Genomic DNA, 20,209 nt, shown 5'->3' with positions numbered 1-20,209 from the left:
GGCTAGAAATCACCTCGAAGGTGGCTTCTAGCCTTTTTATCATTTATTCAAATGTGATTGCATATTGCAGCGGTGCAACTTCGAGTGTTTGGCCATTTACTAAGTACTTTAATCCGGAAATATCGTAGGGATTAGCACTGACCAACGGAAAAGGTTGATTGTAAAAGCTTATTTTGTAATAGGATACGCCACCTATCGTTTCAACTTTACCTGTAACCTGGAATGCATCATGAACAGTTAATCGTAGTTTTGCTTTAGAAGTATCTAATACCCCTTTCAACAATTCAGGCCCTGCATTTGGTACGTAGTCGCTGTCTTTTAACCTAACGAGCATGTAATCAGCAGAACTAGATGCCTTAGGTAATTTAAATTGGTCAAGGCCTGTCTGCGTTCTATCTAAAGGGTTATATACTGTATTTGTAACAGAGTTATAAGGTCTTATTTGATCGATATGGAGAGTTATCGGCGTTTGTACAGAGATTGTAGTTGGCGCCGCACAACCGACATCATTGCAAGCTACGACAGAAATCGTATAGGCTTGATTCTCTTTTAGAGTATTAATGCTATAATTCAGACCCTGTAAATCAGCTATTTTCCTGCCGTCAAGATGGACTTGATAACTGGTGGTTTTCGTATTAATCCAAGATCCTGGCGACCATGATAAAGTTGCTTCTGTTGCACTGGAAACCATTGCTTTTAAATCAACAACAGACTTCGGTGCTGTGTGTAACGAAAGGAATCCTACCGAATAGGGCTGGCCTGAAGAAATGGTGAATTGCCCCGTTTGAGCCTTCGAGTACTTATCTTTTGAAACACGAATCGTATAGGGTTTTCCTGGAGCTACCTGTTCAAAAATGAAGGATCCATCCGCACTCGTTAGAACAGAACGATCAGTTCCAATTAGCTCTACTTTTGCATTTTGGATACCTGAAGTCCCTGATTCAGTTTCTTCTATAACCCGTCCTGCTACCATACCAGGTACATTTACACCCGGGATCGGAATTACGCTAATAGGGCCTGCGGAAGGCAATGGACATACGGTCTCTGAACATGTATTTTCCGTGCTGCCGACAAAAGATATATTCGTATCTTTTTGCTTATAGGTTACACGATAGTTCGTATCTTTCGTTTGTTGGCCAACCGTTAATAACACATAATTCTTCAGATGAGGATACTGTGTAACATTGGTAATGCTAAGACTATGATCGATTTGGAAGTCAGATACCCTGGAATTAACTACAGGATGGTCAAACGAAACTAACACTAGATCAGATCGCACGCTTTTGGCACTAGCTACCTTAGAATCGTATTGCTTTACTTTAATTACAAATTCTTTCGTAACTGCATAAGCCATCTTATACAAAGTAGCCTTAATCGTTACCGTAGCATCCCCTTCTCCTGAGGCTGGTCTTTCTAGAGGAGTCCAACTGGTCAAGAGGTCAGGGCGATCTGAGCTCCATACGACGGTTATATCATTTCCACTTGGTGTAGGATAAATAATATCTTTTGTAACTGAAGAAGCCGTATCACCTGGTTGAAATTGCAACTGCAGGGACTTGTATAGATCGTTCAAATCTAGGACCGCTTGCCTCATCTCTTTATACGTTCTAAGGCTGGAGAAATCATAATCATTTGCTCCATATTTCTGTGCAATGGCGATAGCTCTATCCGTATTTTCAATACTAACAAGCTGAGATTCAAAGCCAGTGCTACTGAAAAATTTGCTGATAGCTTCATTTGCAAGCTTAATTGCTTCCCCTTTAACCTGGTCACCAATCTGTAAAGCAGAATTGCCATTGGAAAGCTTCCATACGGTCTCAGGATCACCCGTCACCGTAACACTCGTTCCTTCCGTTACATAAATATCTTCTGCAGCTGTACCCGGTCCAGCGTTAATCTCAGCATTACTTTTCAGCTTAAGAGACTTAATAACTGTCGGGAGTGAATTGCCACTGGTAGGAGCATCCAGCTTAATTTTCGCGCCAGGTGCTTCAACCGTCACTTCTCCATCAATATTACCTTTGAGCGTAATCTGCTTTCCTTCAGCAGAGGAATTCAACTTGATTTTGCCAAATGTGCCCTGCGTAGATGCTGATTCCAAAATAGCCTGGGAGCTTACCTCCGTATCCTCAACAGATGCACCGTCCCGCACTTCAATCCTTACACTGTTACCGTTATTATTAACTGCATTTACTTTCAATTGTTTAACAATCGTATTCTGTAATTTAATTGAGTTTACGCTTCCAGAGAGAACTTGCAACTGCTGCGGATTAATATTCCGTAGTGTAACCTCACCAGAGGGGCCTGGATCAAGAATTAGATTCTCCACAGTTGTAGCTGATCCGCTAACAGGACCGTATGTACCTGACGCTTTCACCGTAATTGTGCCCTGTTCCTTACCGCTGGCTAACAGCTGCTCCACTGTAGTGCCTACAGCACCGCCGCCTCCGCCGAAGCCACCACCACCGCCTCCGCCGCCAAAAATGCCAGCTACGCCTAGTACACTTTTATCCAAAGTGGTACCTTTGAAAGAGAGCTTGTAGACGACATCTTTGGTTTGAGTTGAGGTAGTTAAAACAACGATAGATTTACTACCAGATTTGAACACAGCATCAACAACCTGTAAATCATTATCAAAAGCAAAGTCACTTGTATTCACAGAAGCAAGTTCTGATGAAAAAGTTACTTCAATACTAGTGTTACTGACTGCCTCTATGGATGAAATGATAGAACCCTTTTGACCATTAACTAGCGCCTTGGCTTTCTCCACGTACTGAGACGCATTCGTTTTAAACTCAAACGCTAATCTAGCAAGGGCTTGGCGCTCTGCATTCTGCTTAGGATTAAATAATAGAGTGCTATCAGGACCCTCAGTCCCTTGGATAAAACCGATCTGAGACGCGAAGGAAACTTGATTTCTCGCCCAATCCGCAATTTGATCCTTATCAGAAAATGTGCCGACAATAGGCAGTTTAGCTGCCGCTTCTTCCAATCCAAGTGCACGAATAAAGAAAACAACCAATTCTTCACGTGTCACATTGGCATCCGGTGAGAAGGTTGTAAGCGAAGTGCCCTGAGTAATGCCCGAAGCAACCAACGCGCCTACATATCCTCGGTACCAGCTATTCGCCTCTACATCTAAGAAAGCTTCTGCTTTCGTTGGATCCTCTTTGGCACCTAATGAGAGTACCAGAATCTTCGCTAGTTCTGCTCGGGTCATCGCCTTCTGTGGCTGAAAACTCCCGTCCTCATAGCCGGAAACAATTCCTGCTTCTATAAGAGCGTCAATCTCTTTCATCGCATAAGAATTTTGTGTATCTTTCAACTCCACTTTCTCCGCGCCAGAAACGAAAACTGGCATGGCCGTACTAACCATCATGGTAAACATTAGTAGAACAATAATAAATCGATTAAACCGCATTCCCGCTTCCCTCCAAATACCTAGTAGATAGTCCATCTTTCCTAAGATGCCCAATTATTATACTAGATTCTGGAATTAAAAATATGGAATTAATAGAAAATTAATAATTCTAAGGGATATACTTGAACTAAGGTTCCTAAAACGAGACGTGGAACATTTTCATCCAAAACACAGTCAGTACAGCCGAAAAACCATACGCTAGCAGCGGTTTCACAGAAAACAATTTGAGCATAGGAAACATGATGAGATTAAAAATAACCGACCATCCTAAAGACCAGCCATATTGGTACTCAATTCGACCCGTTAGAGAGTAAATGTACTCCACCCCGCCATAGATCAATACCCACTGGACATAGTGAAAAAGAACCTTCATCCGGCCTTGCGGATAATTCGTCAGAAACAACAAGGCTGTGGCCGGGAAAATGATAAAGGTATAGATCAACTCTGTCAGGCATGTATCCCCGAACCAATCTGGGCTCAACGTCCAGAGCATACGCTCTGCACATAAATAGTTGTATAATAAATTGCCTATAGCGAAGTACATCATGGTTGGTTGGTACTTCTGCCAGTTTCGCCAATCGCCCCATCGATACGCCGCCCAAATAATGAAAATAGCCACAAATACGTGCATAAACAACATGTCTCCTTCTCGCGTTGTATCTAGTATACAAATAATTTACAATTATATACAAATAGGTTAGCGATATAGGGGGCCTTCACATGACTGATCATACGGATAAAATCCTCAGCCGCCGCGACCTCAACCGAGCCCTCCTGGCCCGCCAGCTCCTTCTGCGGCGGTCGGACATGCCCGTCCTCGCCGCGGTGCGGCACCTCGTCGGGCTGCAGGCGCAAGCCCCCAACCCACCTTACGTGGGGTTGTGGACCCGCCTGCAAGGCTTTCACCATGAGCAGCTCTCGCAGCTCATCCTGGATCGAAGCATCGTGCGCATCGCCTTGATGCGCTCGACGATCCACCTCGTCACCGCAGACGACTGCGTGACGCTGCGCCCGATCCTGCAACCCGTGCAGGATCGCGGGTTGCAAGGCGTGTTCGGCAAGAAGCTGGCCGAACTGGACCTGGACGCGCTTGCCGCCGCCGGGCGAGCGCTTTTGGAGGCGCAGCCGCTCACCCTAGGTGAGCTCGGCAAGCGCCTCGAAGCCCAGTGGCCGCAGCGCGACGCCACGGCTTTGGCGCAAGCGGTGCGCTGCCGCTTGCCCTTGGTTCAGGTGCCTCCGCGAGGCATCTGGGGCGCCTCCGGGCAGGCGGCCCATACCACCGCGGAGGCGTGGCTCGGCCGCCCGCTGGCGGAGGCGGCCAGCGCGGACGCCATGTTGCTGCGCTACTTGGCGGCATTTGGGCCTGCATCCGTGAAGGATATGCAGGTATGGTCTGGGCTGACTCGGCTGCGCGAGATCATGGAGCGGTTGCGCCCGAGCTTGCTTACGTTTCGCGACGAGCAGGGCGGCGAGCTATTCGACCTGCCGGAAGCGCCGCGGCCGGACGCTGGCACTCCAGCTCCCCCTCGCTTCTTGGGGGAGTTCGACAATATGCTGCTTTCCTACGATGATCGCTCGCGCATCATGGCGGAGGATGTGAAGCAGCGAGTGTTTACCGATAACGGCATCATACGCGCAGCACTGCTTGTTGATGGTTTCGTCAGTGGCATTTGGTCTATCACGCTGAAGCGCAAAGTGGGAGTATTGACAGTTACTTTATTCCGTGAGTTATCCGAGGAGGAGCGAGCTAGTGTTGAAGCGGAAGCTGAGGGGCTCTTTGCCTTTCATTTTCCTCAGGCAGAATCCACGGAAATCCACTATAACTAAAGAGGACTGCCTCAGAAGGTTAGGAACAACCTTTGAGACAGCCCTCTGGGCTATGCGAGTATTGATCGAGAGGGAACTATAGTCCTCTATTTTTCAGTAAACAGGCGATCCTACTAGTTGGAGGGAACTACGTTCCGCTATCCTAGCAAAATTGCCCCAAATACAACAGATTTAGGGCAAATAGGACCCTGTAGTTCCTCTTCGGGCAGAAATGAGCCGATTTGACTCAAATAAGACCCTGTAGTTCCCCTAGCAATCTCCGTGCTTCGCGGCCTATTTCGCTGCTTTTTCTGCCCATTTCGCTTTCAGAGCACTTTCCACTTCTGCATAAACTTGATCAGCTGTTTTACCATCTGTAGAGATACCTAGCTTCTCAGCCCGTTTATTTAACGCTGCCGATTTTTTTGCATCTTTGCCTGCTTGGATAGCGGCATGAATCTCTTTCGCTGTTTTGCCATCCGTTGCAATACCCGCAGCGGTCGCCTTCGCTTGCAGCTTCGTCAATGCTGCTGCCTTCAGCGCTTCTCTCAACTCTTTATTCGTTTTACCATCTGCGCTGATGCCGAGCTTAGTCGCCTTCGCTTGCAGCTTCGTCAATGCTGCTGCCTTCAGCGCCTCTCTCAACTCTTTATTCGTTTTGCCATCTGCGTTAATGCCGAGCTTTGTCGCTTTCGCTTGCAGTTTTACTTGAACCGCTGCTTGGATGTCTGCTTTGAGCTGTTGCGCTGTCTTACCATCTGTGCTAATGCCCAGTTTCGCTGCGGCTTTATTCAAATGTTCCGTGTTTTCCGCGGCATTTGCTGTTTTCAGTTCATCTTTGATCTGTTTGTTCGTTTTACCGTCCGTCGATAGGCCAAAAGCCTGCGCTTTATCCAGTAATAATTGTTTGAACGGATGAAATGTGCTGCTCTGTGATTCTGCCGCAAAAGCCGCCACCGGAACTGTTAAAGCGATTGCACCTACCAAAGCTAATCCTGTTAATTTTTTCAACATAAGTATCACTCCTCGATCGGTCTATGGTTATGTTTACCTTACAGACCCTATCTTAGCGGATAATTATGTCATAAGTTTGTCATGGTGCGAAGCTTATCCAGATGGCAGAAATATTTTAAAAACCGTCCCCGACCCAAGCTTCGACTCGACCCGAATAGAACCCCCGTGGGCTTCAATGATATGTTTACAGATCGTTAGCCCAAGGCCTGCGCCAGAACGATTGCGGCTTTCATCCGCTTTGTAGAAACGATCAAACAGATGCGGCAGCTTCTCTGGCGCAATTCCCTGGCCGTTATCCCAGACTTCAATCCAAGGCTCATTTCTGACCGCTTTCACCCGAATTCCGGCCTCTGATCCCTCTGGGATATGATTAATCGCGTTATCCAGCAAGTTGATGAAAACCTGCCTCAGCCGATCGGCATCCCCCTGTACCCTATACGGTATCTCGGCTTCCGAGCTCAGCTCAATCTGTTTGGACTTGGCTTTCATCTTCAACTGCGTGACCACATGGGTAATGACATCAGATACATCCATAGGTTGAAAACTTAACTTCACCTGCTTCTCCTCAAAAGACGACAGCTCCATCAAATCATCCACCAAACTGCTCAGTCGCAGCGTCTCTTGAAGAGACATTTGAATGAACTCCTTAGCATCCTCCGGCTCCACGACACCATCCGTTATCCCCTGCAGAGAGGCCCGAATCGTCGTCAGCGGTGTCCGCAGCTCATGTGAGATTTCAGAGAGAAACCTTTTGCGCCCCTCTTCAACCTTCTGCAGCTTGCCTGCCATGCGATTCAACGATCCCGACAGCGATGCAATCTCGTCCTTTCCCCGAACAGGGACTCTTCCGCTAAAATCCCCCAAAGCCAGCGCCTCCGCCGTCTTGCTCATGAGCTGAATCGGCTTCACAAAATGCCGTGAAACAAAGTACAGCACAGCCATCGCGAGCAGCGCCACCGATACCGCCGAGAGATAGATCGCCCGATTGATATCGTTGATTGTCCCTTGAATATTCATAATTGGCGTATATAGAAAAATAGCCCCCACCACGCGGTTCTCCAACACCACAGGGCGCCCGACAATCAACATTTTCACCGTACTATTTTGGGCAAAATTGCTCCGTACCGTCACTTGATTCCCTGCCAGCACCTTGTCCAGCCATTCCTTGCGTGCCGGGGCCTCGCCGATGGACTGGATTTTATCCACATTTACTTTTGGATGCTTAATCAGAGCCACGCGAACGTTGGACGACTTCTCCATGGCACTTATTTGTTTACGGAAATCCTTCATCAAAGCGGAACCGTCGAATAGCTCTTTGGCCAACTCATCGACTTGTTCAACTTTCTCCAGCAAAAGCTTCTCGCTGCGGTCATACGTCTTCTGTTTCATGGAATAACCAATTGTTCCCGAAATCGCAAGAATCGACACGACCGTAATAGACATGTAAATGAATAATAGCTTGCGGTAAAAAGAGTTCAGCATGACTCGGGCCCCTCGAACTTGTAGCCGATACCCCACACCGTCCGGATGTTCCAGTCTACTTTTCTTTCTGTATGCGCCGATAGCTTTTGTCTTAGACGTTTTATGTATAAATCAACGACACGGTCCTCCCCCTCGAAATCCCAGCCCCATATCTTGGCGATGAGATCTTCGCGAGTGAATACTTGATTCGGATTACGTACGAAAAATAGCAGGAGCTCGTACTCCTTTTTGGGCAAGGCGACCAGTTGTCCCTCAACGGTAACATCGTGGGACAAGGCGTCTACACGCAGACTGCCGACTTCATATAAATTCGAGGGAACTGCCGATTCCGTCCGAATCAGCGTTCTACGAAGTATCGTGGTCACGCGCGCGACCAGCTCGTTCGGGTCAAAAGGCTTGACCAAATAATCGTCCGCACCCATTTGCAAGCCTTCGATCCGCTCATCCACGTGAGCTCTGGCTGTCAGCATCAGAATCGGCACGTCGCTCATCGCGCGAATCTTCTGGCATACGGACCAACCGTCGCGCTTCGGCAGCATAATATCCAGCACGATGAAGTCGGGCTGCAGCTCTTTGAACTGCGTGAGCGCTTGCTCGCCGTCATTTGCGGTTACTACCGTATAACCGCTTTTTTCTAAATAAAGCTTCGTAATGCGGCAAATATTCAAATCATCATCTACCACCAAAACGGTTTTCACAAGGCACACTCTCCTGAACTAAGGATCTATGACACCATCTTACTGGATAATTGTGAACAAAAAATTTATAAATCGTGGAAACGGGATGACTCCTGACGAGGCGTGATTCATGTGCGGTGTCCTCGCTCAAGACGGCCTTTCGGGCCGTTTTGCTTCGCTATTGCCACCTTCTCTGCGCCGAGTCAGCATTTTTGGCTCTCTCAGCAGCTATTAACGCTGTTTTTCAGCGTTAACGCACACTTTCCGCACACTGAACACGTTAGCGATGTATTTCGACGTTTCAGCAGACGGCGAGCGGCTCTTGAGATGTCTTCCATCATTAAATCAAAAAAAATCCTAGCCTAAGCTAGGATTTTTAAAATTACACTTCAAAAGAGCTCTTCAGCGAAACAATCAGGTTAAACACCAGTTTGTCGCTAGTCGTATACTTCGGATCCACGTTGAAATAGCCGTGGCGGAAGAATTGGAATTTATCAAGCGGCTTCGCTTCTTTCATACCCGCCTCCACGAATCCTTGCACAATTTGCAGCGAGTTCGGGTTCAGGTTTTCTAAGAAGGAAGCATTTTCGTCCTCTTGGTCATCTAGAATGAGCGGCTCATACAAGCGGAACTCCGCTGGTACTGCGCTTTTCGCATCGACCCAGTGGATCGTGCCTTTGACTTTACGGCCAGTAAAGCCGCTGCCGCTTTTCGTTTCGACGTCGTACGTACAGTGAAGTTCGATCACTTTACCGCTGTCGTCTTTGACGAAATCGTTGCATTTGATGAAGTAAGCATTTTTCAGGCGCACTTCATTGCCGGGAAATAACCGGAAATATTTGTTCGGCGGATTTTCCATGAAATCCTCTTGCTCGATGTAGATCTCACGGGAGAAAGGAATTTGGCGACTGCCCATTTCCGGGTTCTCCGAGTTGTTCTCGGCTTCCAGCATCTCAACGCTATCCTCTGGATAGTTGGTGATGACGACTTTCAGCGGGTTGAGAATACCCATCGTGCGCAGAGCCTTCAATTTCAAATCCTCACGGATAAAATGATCCAGCATTTTCGCATCAACGGTGCTGTTACTGCGGGCTACGCCGATTTCACGGGCAAAGGTACGAATCGCCTCTGGTGTAAAACCTCTGCGTCGCAGCCCAGATATGGTCGGCATCCGCGGATCGTCCCAACCGTCAACGGCCTTCTCGTCAACGAGCTGTTTCAGCTTTCTTTTGCTCATCACGGTGTTCGTAAGATTCAAGCGTGCAAATTCATACTGTCTTGGCACATTAGGCATTTCGCATTCGCGGATGACCCAGTCATAGAAAGGACGTTGATCCTCGAACTCCAGGGTACAGATGGAATGCGTGACACCCTCAATCGCATCCTCAATCGGGTGCGCATAAGCGTACATCGGGTAGATGCACCAAGCATCTCCCGTATTGTGATGGTGGGCATGCACCACACGGTAGATCACCGGATCGCGGAAGTTGATGTTCGGCGAGGACATGTCGATCTTCGCGCGAAGTACGCGCTCGCCATCTTTGAACTCTCCAGCACGCATGCGCTCGAACAAGCTGAGATTCTCTTCCACACTCCGGTCGCGATGCGGACTGTTCGTACCAGGCGCGGTTAAGGTACCGCGACTTTCACGAATTTGATCCGCTGTTTGATCATCTACGTAGGCCAAACCCTTACGAATCAAAACGACAGCGCGGTTGTACATTTCCTCGAAATAATTCGATGCAAAGAAGAGACCGTCCCATTTAAATCCGAGCCATTCGACATCAGCTTTAATGGATTCCACATACTCTGTATCTTCCTTAACGGGATTCGTATCATCAAAGCGAAGGTTCGTTAACCCTTTGAACTCGTCCGCTAATTCAAAATTAAGAACAATTGACTTCGCATGTCCTATATGAAGGTATCCGTTCGGTTCTGGGGGAAAACGGGTTACGATCTGGCTGACTTTGCCTGAATTCAAATCTTCGATTACAATATTCTTAATGAAATTGGACGGGGTGCTCGTTGGAGTCTTCGTTTCCATATTGCGCCAGCCTTTCTCCCAATGGTTAAAGTTTTATTTTCTATCATACACTAAAAGTTACTAAAATATAAAGGAGCCCGAGCAATGGAAACATTCGAGCATTATCTGGATAAATATGCAGAACTCGCAATTCGTGTAGGATTAAACGTACAGAAGGACCAAATCGTCGTCATCATGACGCCAATTTCTTGTGCTGAATTCGTGCGCAAGCTGACTAAGAAAGCATACGATGCAGGCGCCAAGGACGTCGTTATTGACTGGGATGACGATGAAGTAAAGGCGCTGCGCCTCAAGCACGCGCCAGAGTCAACACTTCGTGAATACCCAATGTGGCGCGCGAATGGCCTGGAAGAAATGGCGAAGAACGACGCTGCCTTCCTACAAATTTATGCACCGAACTCCGACTTGCTTAAAGATGTAGACCCAGAGCGTGTTGCTATTTCCAGTAAAACTGCAGCTACAGCGCGCGAAGGTTTCCTCAACTATATGCGCAACAATCAAGTTAGTTGGTTGATGGTCTCCTACCCGACGGCCGAATGGTCCGCTAAGGTGTTCCCGAATTTGAACGAAGCTGAGCGTGTTCAGAAACTTTGGGAGCAAATTTTCAAGCTTACTCGTGTGGACAAAGAAGATCCCGTCGCTGCATGGAATGAGCACATTGCAACTCTTACGGGTAAACAGGATATGCTGAACAACAAGAAATATAAGCAGCTCCATTTCCAAGCAGAAGGCACAGACCTGTACATTGAACTTGCGCCTAAGCACCAATGGGTTGCTGCAGGGAGCGAAACGGAGAAAGGCGTATTCTTCATTCCGAACATCCCAACAGAGGAAGTATTCACCATGCCTGCCAAAACAGGCACGAACGGAACGGTGCGCAGCACGCTGCCTTTGAGCTATCAAGGCTCTCTTATCGATGGCTTCACGCTTACTTTCGAGAACGGCAAAGTCGTGAAAGCAACCGCCGAAGTAGGGCAAGAAGTGCTGAACAAAATGCTGGATATGGATGAAGGCGCACGCTACTTGGGTGAAGTGGCACTCGTCCCGTTTGACTCGCCGATTTCAAACTCTGGATTAATCTACTACAATACGTTATTCGACGAAAATGCTTCCTGCCACATCGCGTTAGGTAATTCGTATCCTTTCACGATTGAAGGCGGTACTTCTATGAGTCTCGAAGAGCTCAACCAGAATGGTTTTAATAAAAGCTTAATCCATGTCGATTTCATGATTGGCTCAGCTGACATGGCCATTGACGGCCTATCGGAAGATGGGACTCGCGAACCATTGTTCCGCAATGGTAACTGGGTGTAAAACAACAACAACAAGAAGACCGCCAAATCAGGAGCTATAGGCCCTTGACCTGGCGGTCTTCGTTCAATGTTCTTGACGGTTCTGGTAGTTCTTAACGACAGCGGAATCTTTCAATATCCATCTGCCTTTCTTCCAGTGCCATAGCGAGGTGGCGTAACCTAGCGTATCAGCGTTCGCAATGCCGGTAATCCGCTGAACTCCCCTCAGATCACACGTACCGTTCCCACTTTTATCAATAGGCTGCAAAAGGCCATAAGCATCCACATTCACAATGATCGGCTTCACAACCTTGCCGTCTTTGTACACGCCGAACTGTTCGTAATCGTCTTTCCGATCTTTGATATCGATTTTGAACGATTTACCGGTCTCTTGAATCTTCATCTGCACCACATAGTTATTCTTGAAAGTGGCATAGACACGAAGCGGTGTAGGCAGCGGGATCGCCGTCGGCACATTATTGTTCAGCGAATATAGATAGAAGGACGATAAACCGCCGCTTCCCCCATTCTCCGCAGCAACATAAATCTGAGGCAGCTTCTCACCGATAAAATCACAGAACTGCATGTACGGATTATATCCACCTTGCAGAGGAATAACGACCTGCGTTTGCCCTGGACTCGTCACAACAATGAACAGCTTGTCATAATATGGACTGTTCAAGTCCATCTTCGTGCCCGAAAGAGCGACCTGATCCAGCACACCATCGCCTGTCACGTCGATTTCGCGCACCTGAATGAGCTGCGCTTGTACAGGTTGTCCAGGCTGCTGCATAGACGATGGAGGCGCTGAAATCTCCACGTTATTGGCCGCTTTGGCTGCAGCCTCAACCGCTCCCTGCCCCGCCAAGGACAGGCAGCCCAGAAGCAAGCCGAATACCGCTGTTTGCAGCGCTATTTTAGCGCTTTTTTGAAACATGTGAACCATCAGACTCCCTTGACTTGGATTTGAATTCGGCTTATTGTTTCAAATTTTTCCAAGTTGTATGCGGGGATCTGACGCTTTACAGATTAGGAGGCCGACGGTACTTCGTTGCCTGCTCAAAGGCATACCCTAATGCCAGCAGCTTCCCTTCGCTGAATGCCCCTGCGGAAAACATGACGCCCATAGGCCCGTCAGCTGTATAGCCGGCAGGCACGTTCAGCAGTGGATAACCCGCACGTGCAGCAATGTCATAACCTTCATCGCCAGGAAAAAGCAGCGCATCCAGCTGATGCTCCCCGAGCACATGATCAATGCCGCGAGATCGCGTAAGCTCTTGATAGTGGGCTAACTTGTGGAGATATTCATCCTCCGTCAGCGTACCGCTGGTTTCATCTGACCAAATCAGTGTATTTTGCCCATAGACCAGTGCCTTCTCCGCATGTTCGTTATTGAACGTAATAACCTCCTGCAAGGTATGTACGGGGACTGAGGCATCCAGCTTGGATAAATAATCGTTCAGATCTTTTTTGAATTCATATCTCAGCACTTCCGAAGTCCACTCCGCCTGCTCACATGGAAGGGATACAGGGTCAATGACAACTGCGCCCTGCTCGCGCAGCACCTGGATAGCGTTCTCGGCGATACTACGAGCCTCATCGTTCAATTCCTTGTAGAACCTTCGAGGAATACCAATTCTAGCCCCTTGAAGGCTATTTGCATCCAAAAAGGTTGTGTAGTCACGTTGCCTTTCACTATTCCCTTCACTCGCCAGACTCAAAGGGTCACGTGCATCCACGCCAGTCAGCGCTCCCAGAAGCAGTGCAGCATCCGTAACTGTCCGTGTCATCGGCCCTGGTGTATCCTGCGAGTGAGAGATGGGAATGATGCCAATACGGCTAAGTAGGCCCACCGTCGGCTTCAGGCCGACCAAGCTGTTATGATGCGCTGGGTTCACAATGGAACCGGAAGTTTCCGTCCCGATTGCCGCTGCTGCGAAGCTGGCTGCGGTCGCCGCGCCAGATCCTGAGCTGGAACCGCCAACCTCGAACTGCCCCGGACCGTAAGGGTTCATGACTTGTCCACCTCTGGAGCTATATCCGGACGGCATCGGTCCAGACATGAAATTAGCCCATTCCGTCATGTTCACTTTCCCTAACAACACGGCGCCAGACTCCCGCAGCTTGGCCGCGATGAAAGCATCCTCCGATGCCCGTGACTGAGCTAAGGCCAAAGAACCCGCGCTTGTATGCATGCGGTCACCCGTATCTATGTTATCTTTAAGTAGAATCGGAATGCCGTGCAGCGGGCCTCGGATTCCTTGCTTCTGACGTTCATCATCTAGCGCTTGCGCAATTTGGAGCGCATCTGGATTCATCTCCAGCACCGCATTAATGACCTTATTCCATTTCTCAATTCTTTCTAAATAAAAAGCAACCAGCTCGACAGCACGGATTTCGCCCGCTTCCATGGCTTTTTGCAACGCCATGATATCGGCTTCTACGATCCATTCCTTTGGTTTTTCAGACAAATTTGATCGCCTCCTGTAAGTTTCGAGACATGACTACCTAAGTTATACTATACTCTTGGTGTGGGTATTTTTGGAATGCATTCCAGCGGGTATTTTCCGCTCTTCAAATAAGGCAGGTGATCCTCGTGCAAATGATCAAACGAATAACAGACAGCGATATGTTGGGCGGCGATCCTGTCTTTATAGATCGCGTTTCTCGCTATTCATCCCGAGGCATTGTCATTGATGGCTTGATGAACATAGCGATGATGTACTTGTCAGAATCTGATCTGTACAAGCTGCCTGGCGGCGGAATTGAAGATAACGAACAACCGAGGGCTGCATTTTTACGAGAAATCAAGGAAGAAACCGGCTACGAGGCTGAAATTACGCATGAATTAGGCGTTATCGAGGAGCATAAGAACCGCAATAGTTTTATGCAGCTTTCCTACTGTTACATTGCCAAAGCGCATCATCATTCCAGCGCCCCTACGCTGACAGAAAATGAATTGAGGCTGGGGATGTCGGTTGCTTGGATGACACTAAGCGAGGCCTTGGACGTGATGGCTGTTTCCCTGAACAAATGTCAGCGTTATTCGGCCAAATTCATGCTTTTGCGCGATAGAATCATTCTGGAGCATGCGGTTAACCTTTTAACCGGACAAGACAGAGCTAAAGGAACGTATTTGAATCAGTGAGGTGTTTTTTTGAAAATCGACCGTTTGCTTGCCATCACCATGCTGCTGCTGAATCGTCGAAGAATAAGCGCGAAGGAGCTCTCCGAGCGTTTTGAAGTGTCTTTGCGAACCGTGTATCGGGATGTGGAAGCCATTAACCAAGCGGGTATTCCTGTCGTGTCATTTGCGGGCTTAAGCGGCGGGTATGAAATTATGGACCAGTACCGATTGGAACGCCAATTCCTATCCCTGGAAGAGCTGCAATCCATCATCGTCGGGCTCAAAGGAATTCGTTCCACGGTCGGCGACCAGGAAATTGGCAACCTGCTGGATAAAGTCGGCGCACTCGTAGCGAAGTCAGAGCAAAACACGGCAGCCAGGCTGGACGATCAGCTTATCATTGATATGAATCCGTGGCGAAGGGGCAGCGAGGATAAAGAAAAGCTGAACACGCTGCGATGCGCGATTAAGGATTCGAAGATGATCTCCTTTCAATATATCTCTTCGCAAAGCGAGCAGTCCGTTCGTTCAGCCGAGCCTATGAGCATCGTAGCTAAAGGTTTTGGCTGGTACTTGTACGGCTACTGCCTGCTGCGTCAGGATTTTCGGATTTTCCGACTGAACCGCATGAAGGAAATTGAAGTCCTTTCGGAGACGTTTGAACGCCGGACAGAAACGAAGGAACCCTTTCAACATGGCTGGGGCCAAAGAGACCCTTCCACACTGATCACACTGGTCCTGCATGCGCAGCAAAGCATCCAGGCACAGATTGAGGATTATTTTCAGCAGAAGCAGATTGCCTATCAGAATGACGGCTCCATGATTATTACAGCCACCCAGCCGGACGAGCCTTGGCTGCACAGCCTGCTGCTTGGTTATGGGCCAAGTGTACGAATTATCGAGCCTGCTCATCTGGCAGCTGCCATCAAAGAGAAAGCTGAAAAAATTGTTCAGCTGTATTCCTAACACTGACAATATGCTGTCAGTCATACTTGTCTATACTTAGGGTATATCCAATCTAAGGAGGCTTTCCTAATGTTTAGAACAATTCAAGATTTCGTGAACGAATGGAACAATGAATCCACAGCAACTCAGCGCGTACTCGATACGCTTACAGATGAATCCCTGACGCAACAAATCGCACCAGACTTCCGCACACTCGGACAACTGGCTTGGCATATCGCCACTACCATCCACGAAATGCTTTCTCGCGTAGGCCTCACTTTTGAAGCGCCTGAAGGCGATGAGCATGCACCTTCCTCCGCCCAAACCATTGCCGATGCTTACCGCCTATCCGCAACTGGACTGGCAAATGCCATCCAGTCCCAGTGGACAGATGCCAAGCTTACGGAATCCACCGATATGTATGGCGAGATGTGGTTGAACGCTACAACGCTGCGCATGCTAATCTCACACGAAATCCACCACCGTGGTGAAATGATCGTCTTGATGCGTCAAGCTGGTCTACGTGTACCCGATATCTACGGACCTACTCGCGAAGATTGGTTGGAAAGAGGCATGCAGCCGCTAGTTTAATCGCTAACTCAAGTCATACGACCCTCTATGAGCTATAATGGAAGAAAAGTCCAAGGAGTGGTCACGTATGCACAATCAAACCGTTATCGTTACCGGTGCTAATTCCGGAATGGGACTCGCGACAACCGTGGAGCTCGCCCGCAAGGGTGCCCACGTAATCATGCTGTGCCGCAGCAGGCAAAGAGGCGAGACCGCACTGGCCGAAGCTCGCCGCCAGAGCGGATCAGAGCACATCGAGCTTATGCTTTGCGATCTAGGCTCACTCGCCAGCATTCGCGCGTTCGCTGACGCCTTCCTCGCCAAGCATAGGGTGCTGGACGTGCTTGTGAACAACGCAGGCGTTGTCACCGTGAAGCGGCAAACAACATCCGACGGCTTCGAAGCGATGACCGGCGTTAACCATCTGGGCCACTTCCTGCTGACCCAGCTGCTGCTTGAGTCCATGATTCGCTCCCCGCAGGGGCGGATCGTCAATGTCTCCTCAGGCGCCCACAAGATCGGGCGCTTCGACTTCGACAACCCTTACCTGACCCGAGGGTACAGTGTCTGGAGAGGCTATTCGCAATCCAAGATCGCGAATATTTGGTTTACACGCGAGCTGGCCAAACGGCTTGCTGGCACAGCACTGACCGTGAACGCGCTGCATCCCGGCGCGGTCGGTACGAATATCGGTGTCGATCGGGACACCGGGTTCGGTAAGGCCGTTCACAGCTTGCTGCGGCCTTTCTTCCTAACGCCGGCGCAGGGCGCAGAGACGGCCATTTATTTGGCGGCCAGCCCGGATGTAAGCTCAGTTAGCGGCGAATATTTCTATAAGAAGAAGATTGCTCCTATCTCCGAGAAGGCCAAAGATGATGAGTTTGCTAGTCGTTTCTGGGCATGGAGCGAGCGGGAAGTTGGATTAAATTCTGGAAAATGAGGGGAGAATAAGCGAAGTTCACGATTCTGATGCACGGAGTGTGACTTCGATTGGATTTCTTTCATAGTCAGGAGACCCTTACTGCCGCTGAATGGGGAATGAGAGCTGTTGTCGGCTACTTTTTCCTGCTCATTGCCGCTAAATTGCTCGGACAGCGCTCCATTTCCCAACTCAGATTCCTGGATTTCATCATTGCACTTATCTTGGGAAACATCATCGCCCATCCACTCTCTGATGAGCATCTTTCGTTAACTGGCTCAATGATTTCCACTACTGTGCTTGTAATCCTGTATATCCTGACATCTTGGTTAAGCCTAAAGTGGAATGTGCTTAAGCACTTTCTGGACCCGGCGCCTTTGACACTAGTCAAACACGGGAAAATGATGATGAAAAATTTGCGCAAAGCCCGTATTTCTGTAGACCATCTCTTCTCTGAACTGAGGAAGCAACAGATTGAGGATATCGATAAAATAGCCCTTGCCCTATGGGAGCCCGGGGGAACGATTTCCGTATTCCTTGAAACGCAGTACCAACCAGTTACACCCAAGGACATGTACATCCCCACCTCTTCTTTCTCGTTGGTAAGGCCTATCATTGTCGAAGGTACGACGAATGTGAACCTGCTGACGCAGCAAGGAAAGAACAAGATGTGGTTAGAAGCTCAGATCCAAGCCAAACAGGTAAATTGGAAGGATGTCGTGTTGGCTACCATCGATGATCAAGATCAAATACACGTATATACAGAAGCCGCTACGGCCGAACAAAACGAACGAACTCCTTTCTAGGGAGCGTTCGTTTTTTTTGTATTTAAAACAAGAAATAGGTATATACTTTCTCCAATATCAATGTTATTATTGTTTTACGTAATTACGTATTTAAATAATTTAAAAGGAGTGATTCCTTTGACTACAACAAGGGATTATGGAGCCGAATTAGACGCCATGCAGGTTCAACTAAACAAACTGCAACAGCTGATGGAGAATATCACAACTACAAAGGGTGTTTCAGGCAGTGGGGTAATCGCGAAGTCTTACGTACAGAAAGAACAAGATCAGCACTCCCACGAAGGTCGCGGCGGGGTTTATTACTCTGGGCAATTTCGCAACGGGCAATCTCATTATCGGTGGGAACCCCAGGAAAGAAGCGTGGATCAGCTTCTGGGGCTAGACGGCGATAAAGCCGCCAAAATCCTTGGCGCTTTGGGCCATGAGATGAGGTTGGATATTTTAAGAACCGTGCTGCAGGAACCGCTCACGGGACCTGAGCTCGTCGAACGATTGAACATGGGCACAACGGGGCAGCTATATCATCATTTGAAGGCCCTCGCAGGAGCTGACCTCCTTGTGCAAGAGGAACGAGGCGGCAAATACGCCATTCCCGGTCATCGCGTCCTTCCTTTACTGCTGTTGTTCGCGGCCACTTCAGACTTCATGGATACCAGCGACTATTTGGACATGTTCGAGGTTCGCAGCGATGCGCGTTCCTACCTAGGTCCAGTTGCTGGTAATAGCGAAACCTTCGATCCGCATAATCTGTTATGGGCCGTTATGGAGAACTGCCTTTTGGAGCATACACATGGTACTTGCACAGAAGTTCAGCTCTTCCTGCATCGGAACGGCAGCGTGACGGTCGCTGATAACGGCCGGGGCATTCCTGTGCATGCACTACCTGATCAACAGCCTCGCGTTCAGAAGGTGCTCACGGACATGAGCCGTTTAAGCGCAAGTGCTACATTCTTGGCACCAGGCGGTGAAAAAGGCATCAGCATGCCTATCGTCAATGCTTTGTCTCGCGTGCTAACAGTCGAAATTCGCCGTGATGGCAAAGTGTTCGAGCAGCACTACAAGCATGGCATTCCGCAAAGCGAGCTGCAAACCGTCGGAATCACCAAAGAGACAGGGACTCGTGTAACGTTCCTGCCGGATCGGGACCTTTTTAACACAAACTTCGAACTTCCTGTCTTGATTAAACATGCTGCCGATCTTGCTGAGCTCTATCCGAAACTAAAGCTGCAGGTGTTAAGCGACTAATTAAATCGGCAGCCCCTGCTGTTAATGACTAAAACGTTTCTCGATTTTTTTACTAATGATCATCGAAGCCCCTACAAATAGAATGACGTAGATCAGTCGAAACGGATTCTCGATAAATCGATGGATGTCATAGCCGATGAAAGAAACCGACATCACCATAACCGCTTTGCCGGCGAGCACAGCAACCAGGAATGATCGGAACCTCATCCCAACTAACCCAGCCGCCATATTGATGACAACGAACGGGCCTACGGGAAAGAGACTAAGCAAGAACACATAATTAAAAGCCTGCCGGCGAGCCCAGACCAGACTTTTCTGCACCTTCGGCTTCTGCGACCACCGCACTAAATAGGGATGGCCTGCTACTTTCTTCACAATCGCGAACGTCACCAAGCATCCGCCTACGATCCCAATCCATGAGTACAAAAAGCCGAGCCATAGCCCGTATACAGCCGCATTCACGCTAATAATGACAAGCGTCGGGAGCGGTGGAATGAACGATTTCATAAAAGGCAGAAGAAGACCAGGCAGCGGGCCCAGCGAGCGGTACTTATCTACCAGCATGGCCAAATTCTCTTCTGTCATATAAGACAAAAGCTCTGACAATCCCATTGGGGACACACCTACTTTGCGTGCAAGAATGAATGGCGGAAGTGCCGCCGTCTATAGGCATGATAGCATATTTTGCTAAATTGGAGTACGTTTTGCGAAGATAAGCAAGCGGTGAGACAAAATGAAAAAGCCCTCAACCCTATTGTTGGTTGGGGCTTTCATTGTTCAGTGGTTTTCATGTAAAAAGTACAGTTCATTCCCGTTAAATCGTGATTTTCGGAGATTATCATGTATTTCGTACAGTAAATT

General features: G+C 48.6%; 17 protein-coding genes. 8 read left to right on the top strand and 9 right to left on the bottom strand.

Annotated elements, in window-relative coordinates; all coding sequences use genetic code 11:
• Positions 1-43: 43 nt before the first annotated feature.
• A complete protein-coding gene (locus GQF01_RS12325) occupies positions 44-3,421 on the bottom strand; it encodes an S-layer homology domain-containing protein (protein WP_161407042.1) in 3,378 nt (1,125 codons plus the stop codon).
• A gap of 136 nt (positions 3,422-3,557) precedes the next feature.
• On the bottom strand, positions 3,558-4,052 hold the full coding sequence (locus tag GQF01_RS12320) for a CBO0543 family protein (RefSeq protein ID WP_161407041.1): 495 nt from the start codon (positions 4,050-4,052) through the stop codon (positions 3,558-3,560).
• An 89-nt stretch (positions 4,053-4,141) separates the two neighbouring features.
• On the opposite strand from GQF01_RS12320, the gene GQF01_RS12315 reads away from it, so the two are divergent.
• A complete protein-coding gene (locus GQF01_RS12315; protein ID WP_161407040.1) occupies positions 4,142-5,248 on the top strand; it encodes a winged helix DNA-binding domain-containing protein in 1,107 nt (368 codons plus the stop codon).
• Positions 5,249-5,521: 273 nt separating this feature from the next.
• On the opposite strand, the gene GQF01_RS12310 is transcribed toward GQF01_RS12315, so the two are convergent.
• The 4 genes from GQF01_RS12310 to GQF01_RS12295 form a co-directional block, all read right to left on the bottom strand.
• On the bottom strand, positions 5,522-6,241 hold the full coding sequence (locus GQF01_RS12310; RefSeq protein ID WP_161407039.1) for a hypothetical protein: 720 nt from the start codon (positions 6,239-6,241) through the stop codon (positions 5,522-5,524).
• Positions 6,242-6,334: 93 nt separating this feature from the next.
• Entirely contained in the window at positions 6,335-7,723 is a 1,389-nt protein-coding gene (locus tag GQF01_RS12305) for a sensor histidine kinase (RefSeq protein ID WP_161407038.1), read from the bottom strand.
• Positions 7,717-8,421, bottom strand: coding sequence for a response regulator transcription factor (locus GQF01_RS12300; RefSeq protein WP_161407037.1), 705 nt, complete (start codon positions 8,419-8,421; stop codon positions 7,717-7,719). The genes GQF01_RS12305 and GQF01_RS12300 overlap by 7 nt, the downstream gene beginning before the upstream one ends.
• Before the next feature lie 361 nt (positions 8,422-8,782).
• Entirely contained in the window at positions 8,783-10,444 is a 1,662-nt protein-coding gene (locus GQF01_RS12295) for a glutamine--tRNA ligase/YqeY domain fusion protein (RefSeq protein WP_161407036.1), read from the bottom strand.
• Positions 10,445-10,528: 84 nt separating this feature from the next.
• Between GQF01_RS12295 and GQF01_RS12290 the strand changes: the two genes are divergently transcribed.
• Positions 10,529-11,758 carry an aminopeptidase gene (locus tag GQF01_RS12290; protein ID WP_161407035.1) on the top strand — a complete coding sequence of 410 codons (1,230 nt, stop codon included), beginning with the start codon at positions 10,529-10,531 and terminating at the stop codon, positions 11,756-11,758.
• Between the two features lie 63 nt (positions 11,759-11,821).
• Here the strand turns inward: GQF01_RS12290 and GQF01_RS12285 are convergent, their stop codons facing one another.
• Positions 11,822-12,673 carry a hypothetical protein gene (locus GQF01_RS12285; protein WP_161407034.1) on the bottom strand — a complete coding sequence of 284 codons (852 nt, stop codon included), beginning with the start codon at positions 12,671-12,673 and terminating at the stop codon, positions 11,822-11,824.
• Between the two features lie 85 nt (positions 12,674-12,758).
• On the bottom strand, positions 12,759-14,207 hold the full coding sequence (locus GQF01_RS12280) for an amidase family protein (protein ID WP_161407033.1): 1,449 nt from the start codon (positions 14,205-14,207) through the stop codon (positions 12,759-12,761).
• Between the two features lie 131 nt (positions 14,208-14,338).
• Here GQF01_RS12280 and GQF01_RS12275 point away from each other — a divergent pair, with 131 nt between their 5' ends.
• The 6 genes from GQF01_RS12275 (at position 14,339) to GQF01_RS12250 (ending at position 19,348) form a co-directional block, all read left to right on the top strand.
• Positions 14,339-14,884 carry an NUDIX hydrolase gene (locus GQF01_RS12275; protein WP_202556282.1) on the top strand — a complete coding sequence of 182 codons (546 nt, stop codon included), beginning with the start codon at positions 14,339-14,341 and terminating at the stop codon, positions 14,882-14,884.
• A gap of 9 nt (positions 14,885-14,893) precedes the next feature.
• Entirely contained in the window at positions 14,894-15,829 is a 936-nt protein-coding gene (locus tag GQF01_RS12270; RefSeq protein WP_235959475.1) for a helix-turn-helix transcriptional regulator, read from the top strand.
• A 69-nt stretch (positions 15,830-15,898) separates the two neighbouring features.
• Positions 15,899-16,399: a DinB family protein gene (locus GQF01_RS12265; RefSeq protein ID WP_161407031.1), complete on the top strand. Its 501-nt coding sequence runs from the start codon at positions 15,899-15,901 to the stop codon at positions 16,397-16,399.
• Positions 16,400-16,466: 67 nt separating this feature from the next.
• Entirely contained in the window at positions 16,467-17,318 is an 852-nt protein-coding gene (locus GQF01_RS12260; RefSeq protein ID WP_161407030.1) for an SDR family oxidoreductase, read from the top strand.
• Between the two features lie 50 nt (positions 17,319-17,368).
• A complete protein-coding gene (locus tag GQF01_RS12255) occupies positions 17,369-18,103 on the top strand; it encodes a DUF421 domain-containing protein (RefSeq protein WP_161407029.1) in 735 nt (244 codons plus the stop codon).
• A 117-nt stretch (positions 18,104-18,220) separates the two neighbouring features.
• The gene (locus GQF01_RS12250; protein ID WP_235959462.1) at positions 18,221-19,348 is read left to right on the top strand and encodes an ATP-binding protein; all 1,128 of its coding nucleotides are present in this window, start codon (positions 18,221-18,223) and stop codon (positions 19,346-19,348) included.
• Between the two features lie 21 nt (positions 19,349-19,369).
• On the opposite strand, the gene GQF01_RS12245 is transcribed toward GQF01_RS12250, so the two are convergent.
• Complete coding sequence (locus GQF01_RS12245) at positions 19,370-19,960, bottom strand: TVP38/TMEM64 family protein (protein WP_161407027.1); 591 nt, start codon at positions 19,958-19,960, stop codon at positions 19,370-19,372.
• Between the last annotated feature and the right edge of the window lie 249 nt (positions 19,961-20,209).

Origin of the sequence: Paenibacillus silvestris, assembly GCF_009882985.1 — a bacterium.
GTDB lineage: Bacteria > Bacillota > Bacilli > Paenibacillales > NBRC-103111 > Paenibacillus_E > Paenibacillus_E silvestris.
This window is presented reverse-complemented; position numbering and strand designations above follow the sequence as displayed.

Coding starts and splice junctions, on each gene's coding strand:
- GQF01_RS12260 (WP_161407030.1), top strand. CDS start 16,467: ATGCACAATCAAACCGTTATCGTTACCGGTGCTAATTCCGGAATGGGA.
- GQF01_RS12285 (WP_161407034.1), bottom strand. CDS start 12,673: ATGTTTCAAAAAAGCGCTAAAATAGCGCTGCAAACAGCGGTATTCGGC.
- GQF01_RS12305 (WP_161407038.1), bottom strand. CDS start 7,723: ATGCTGAACTCTTTTTACCGCAAGCTATTATTCATTTACATGTCTATT.
- GQF01_RS12275 (WP_202556282.1), top strand. CDS start 14,339: ATGATCAAACGAATAACAGACAGCGATATGTTGGGCGGCGATCCTGTC.
- GQF01_RS12320 (WP_161407041.1), bottom strand. CDS start 4,052: ATGCACGTATTTGTGGCTATTTTCATTATTTGGGCGGCGTATCGATGG.
- GQF01_RS12265 (WP_161407031.1), top strand. CDS start 15,899: ATGTTTAGAACAATTCAAGATTTCGTGAACGAATGGAACAATGAATCC.
- GQF01_RS12290 (WP_161407035.1), top strand. CDS start 10,529: ATGGAAACATTCGAGCATTATCTGGATAAATATGCAGAACTCGCAATT.
- GQF01_RS12325 (WP_161407042.1), bottom strand. CDS start 3,421: ATGCGGTTTAATCGATTTATTATTGTTCTACTAATGTTTACCATGATG.
- GQF01_RS12310 (WP_161407039.1), bottom strand. CDS start 6,241: ATGTTGAAAAAATTAACAGGATTAGCTTTGGTAGGTGCAATCGCTTTA.
- GQF01_RS12315 (WP_161407040.1), top strand. CDS start 4,142: ATGACTGATCATACGGATAAAATCCTCAGCCGCCGCGACCTCAACCGA.
- GQF01_RS12245 (WP_161407027.1), bottom strand. CDS start 19,960: ATGGGATTGTCAGAGCTTTTGTCTTATATGACAGAAGAGAATTTGGCC.
- GQF01_RS12295 (WP_161407036.1), bottom strand. CDS start 10,444: ATGGAAACGAAGACTCCAACGAGCACCCCGTCCAATTTCATTAAGAAT.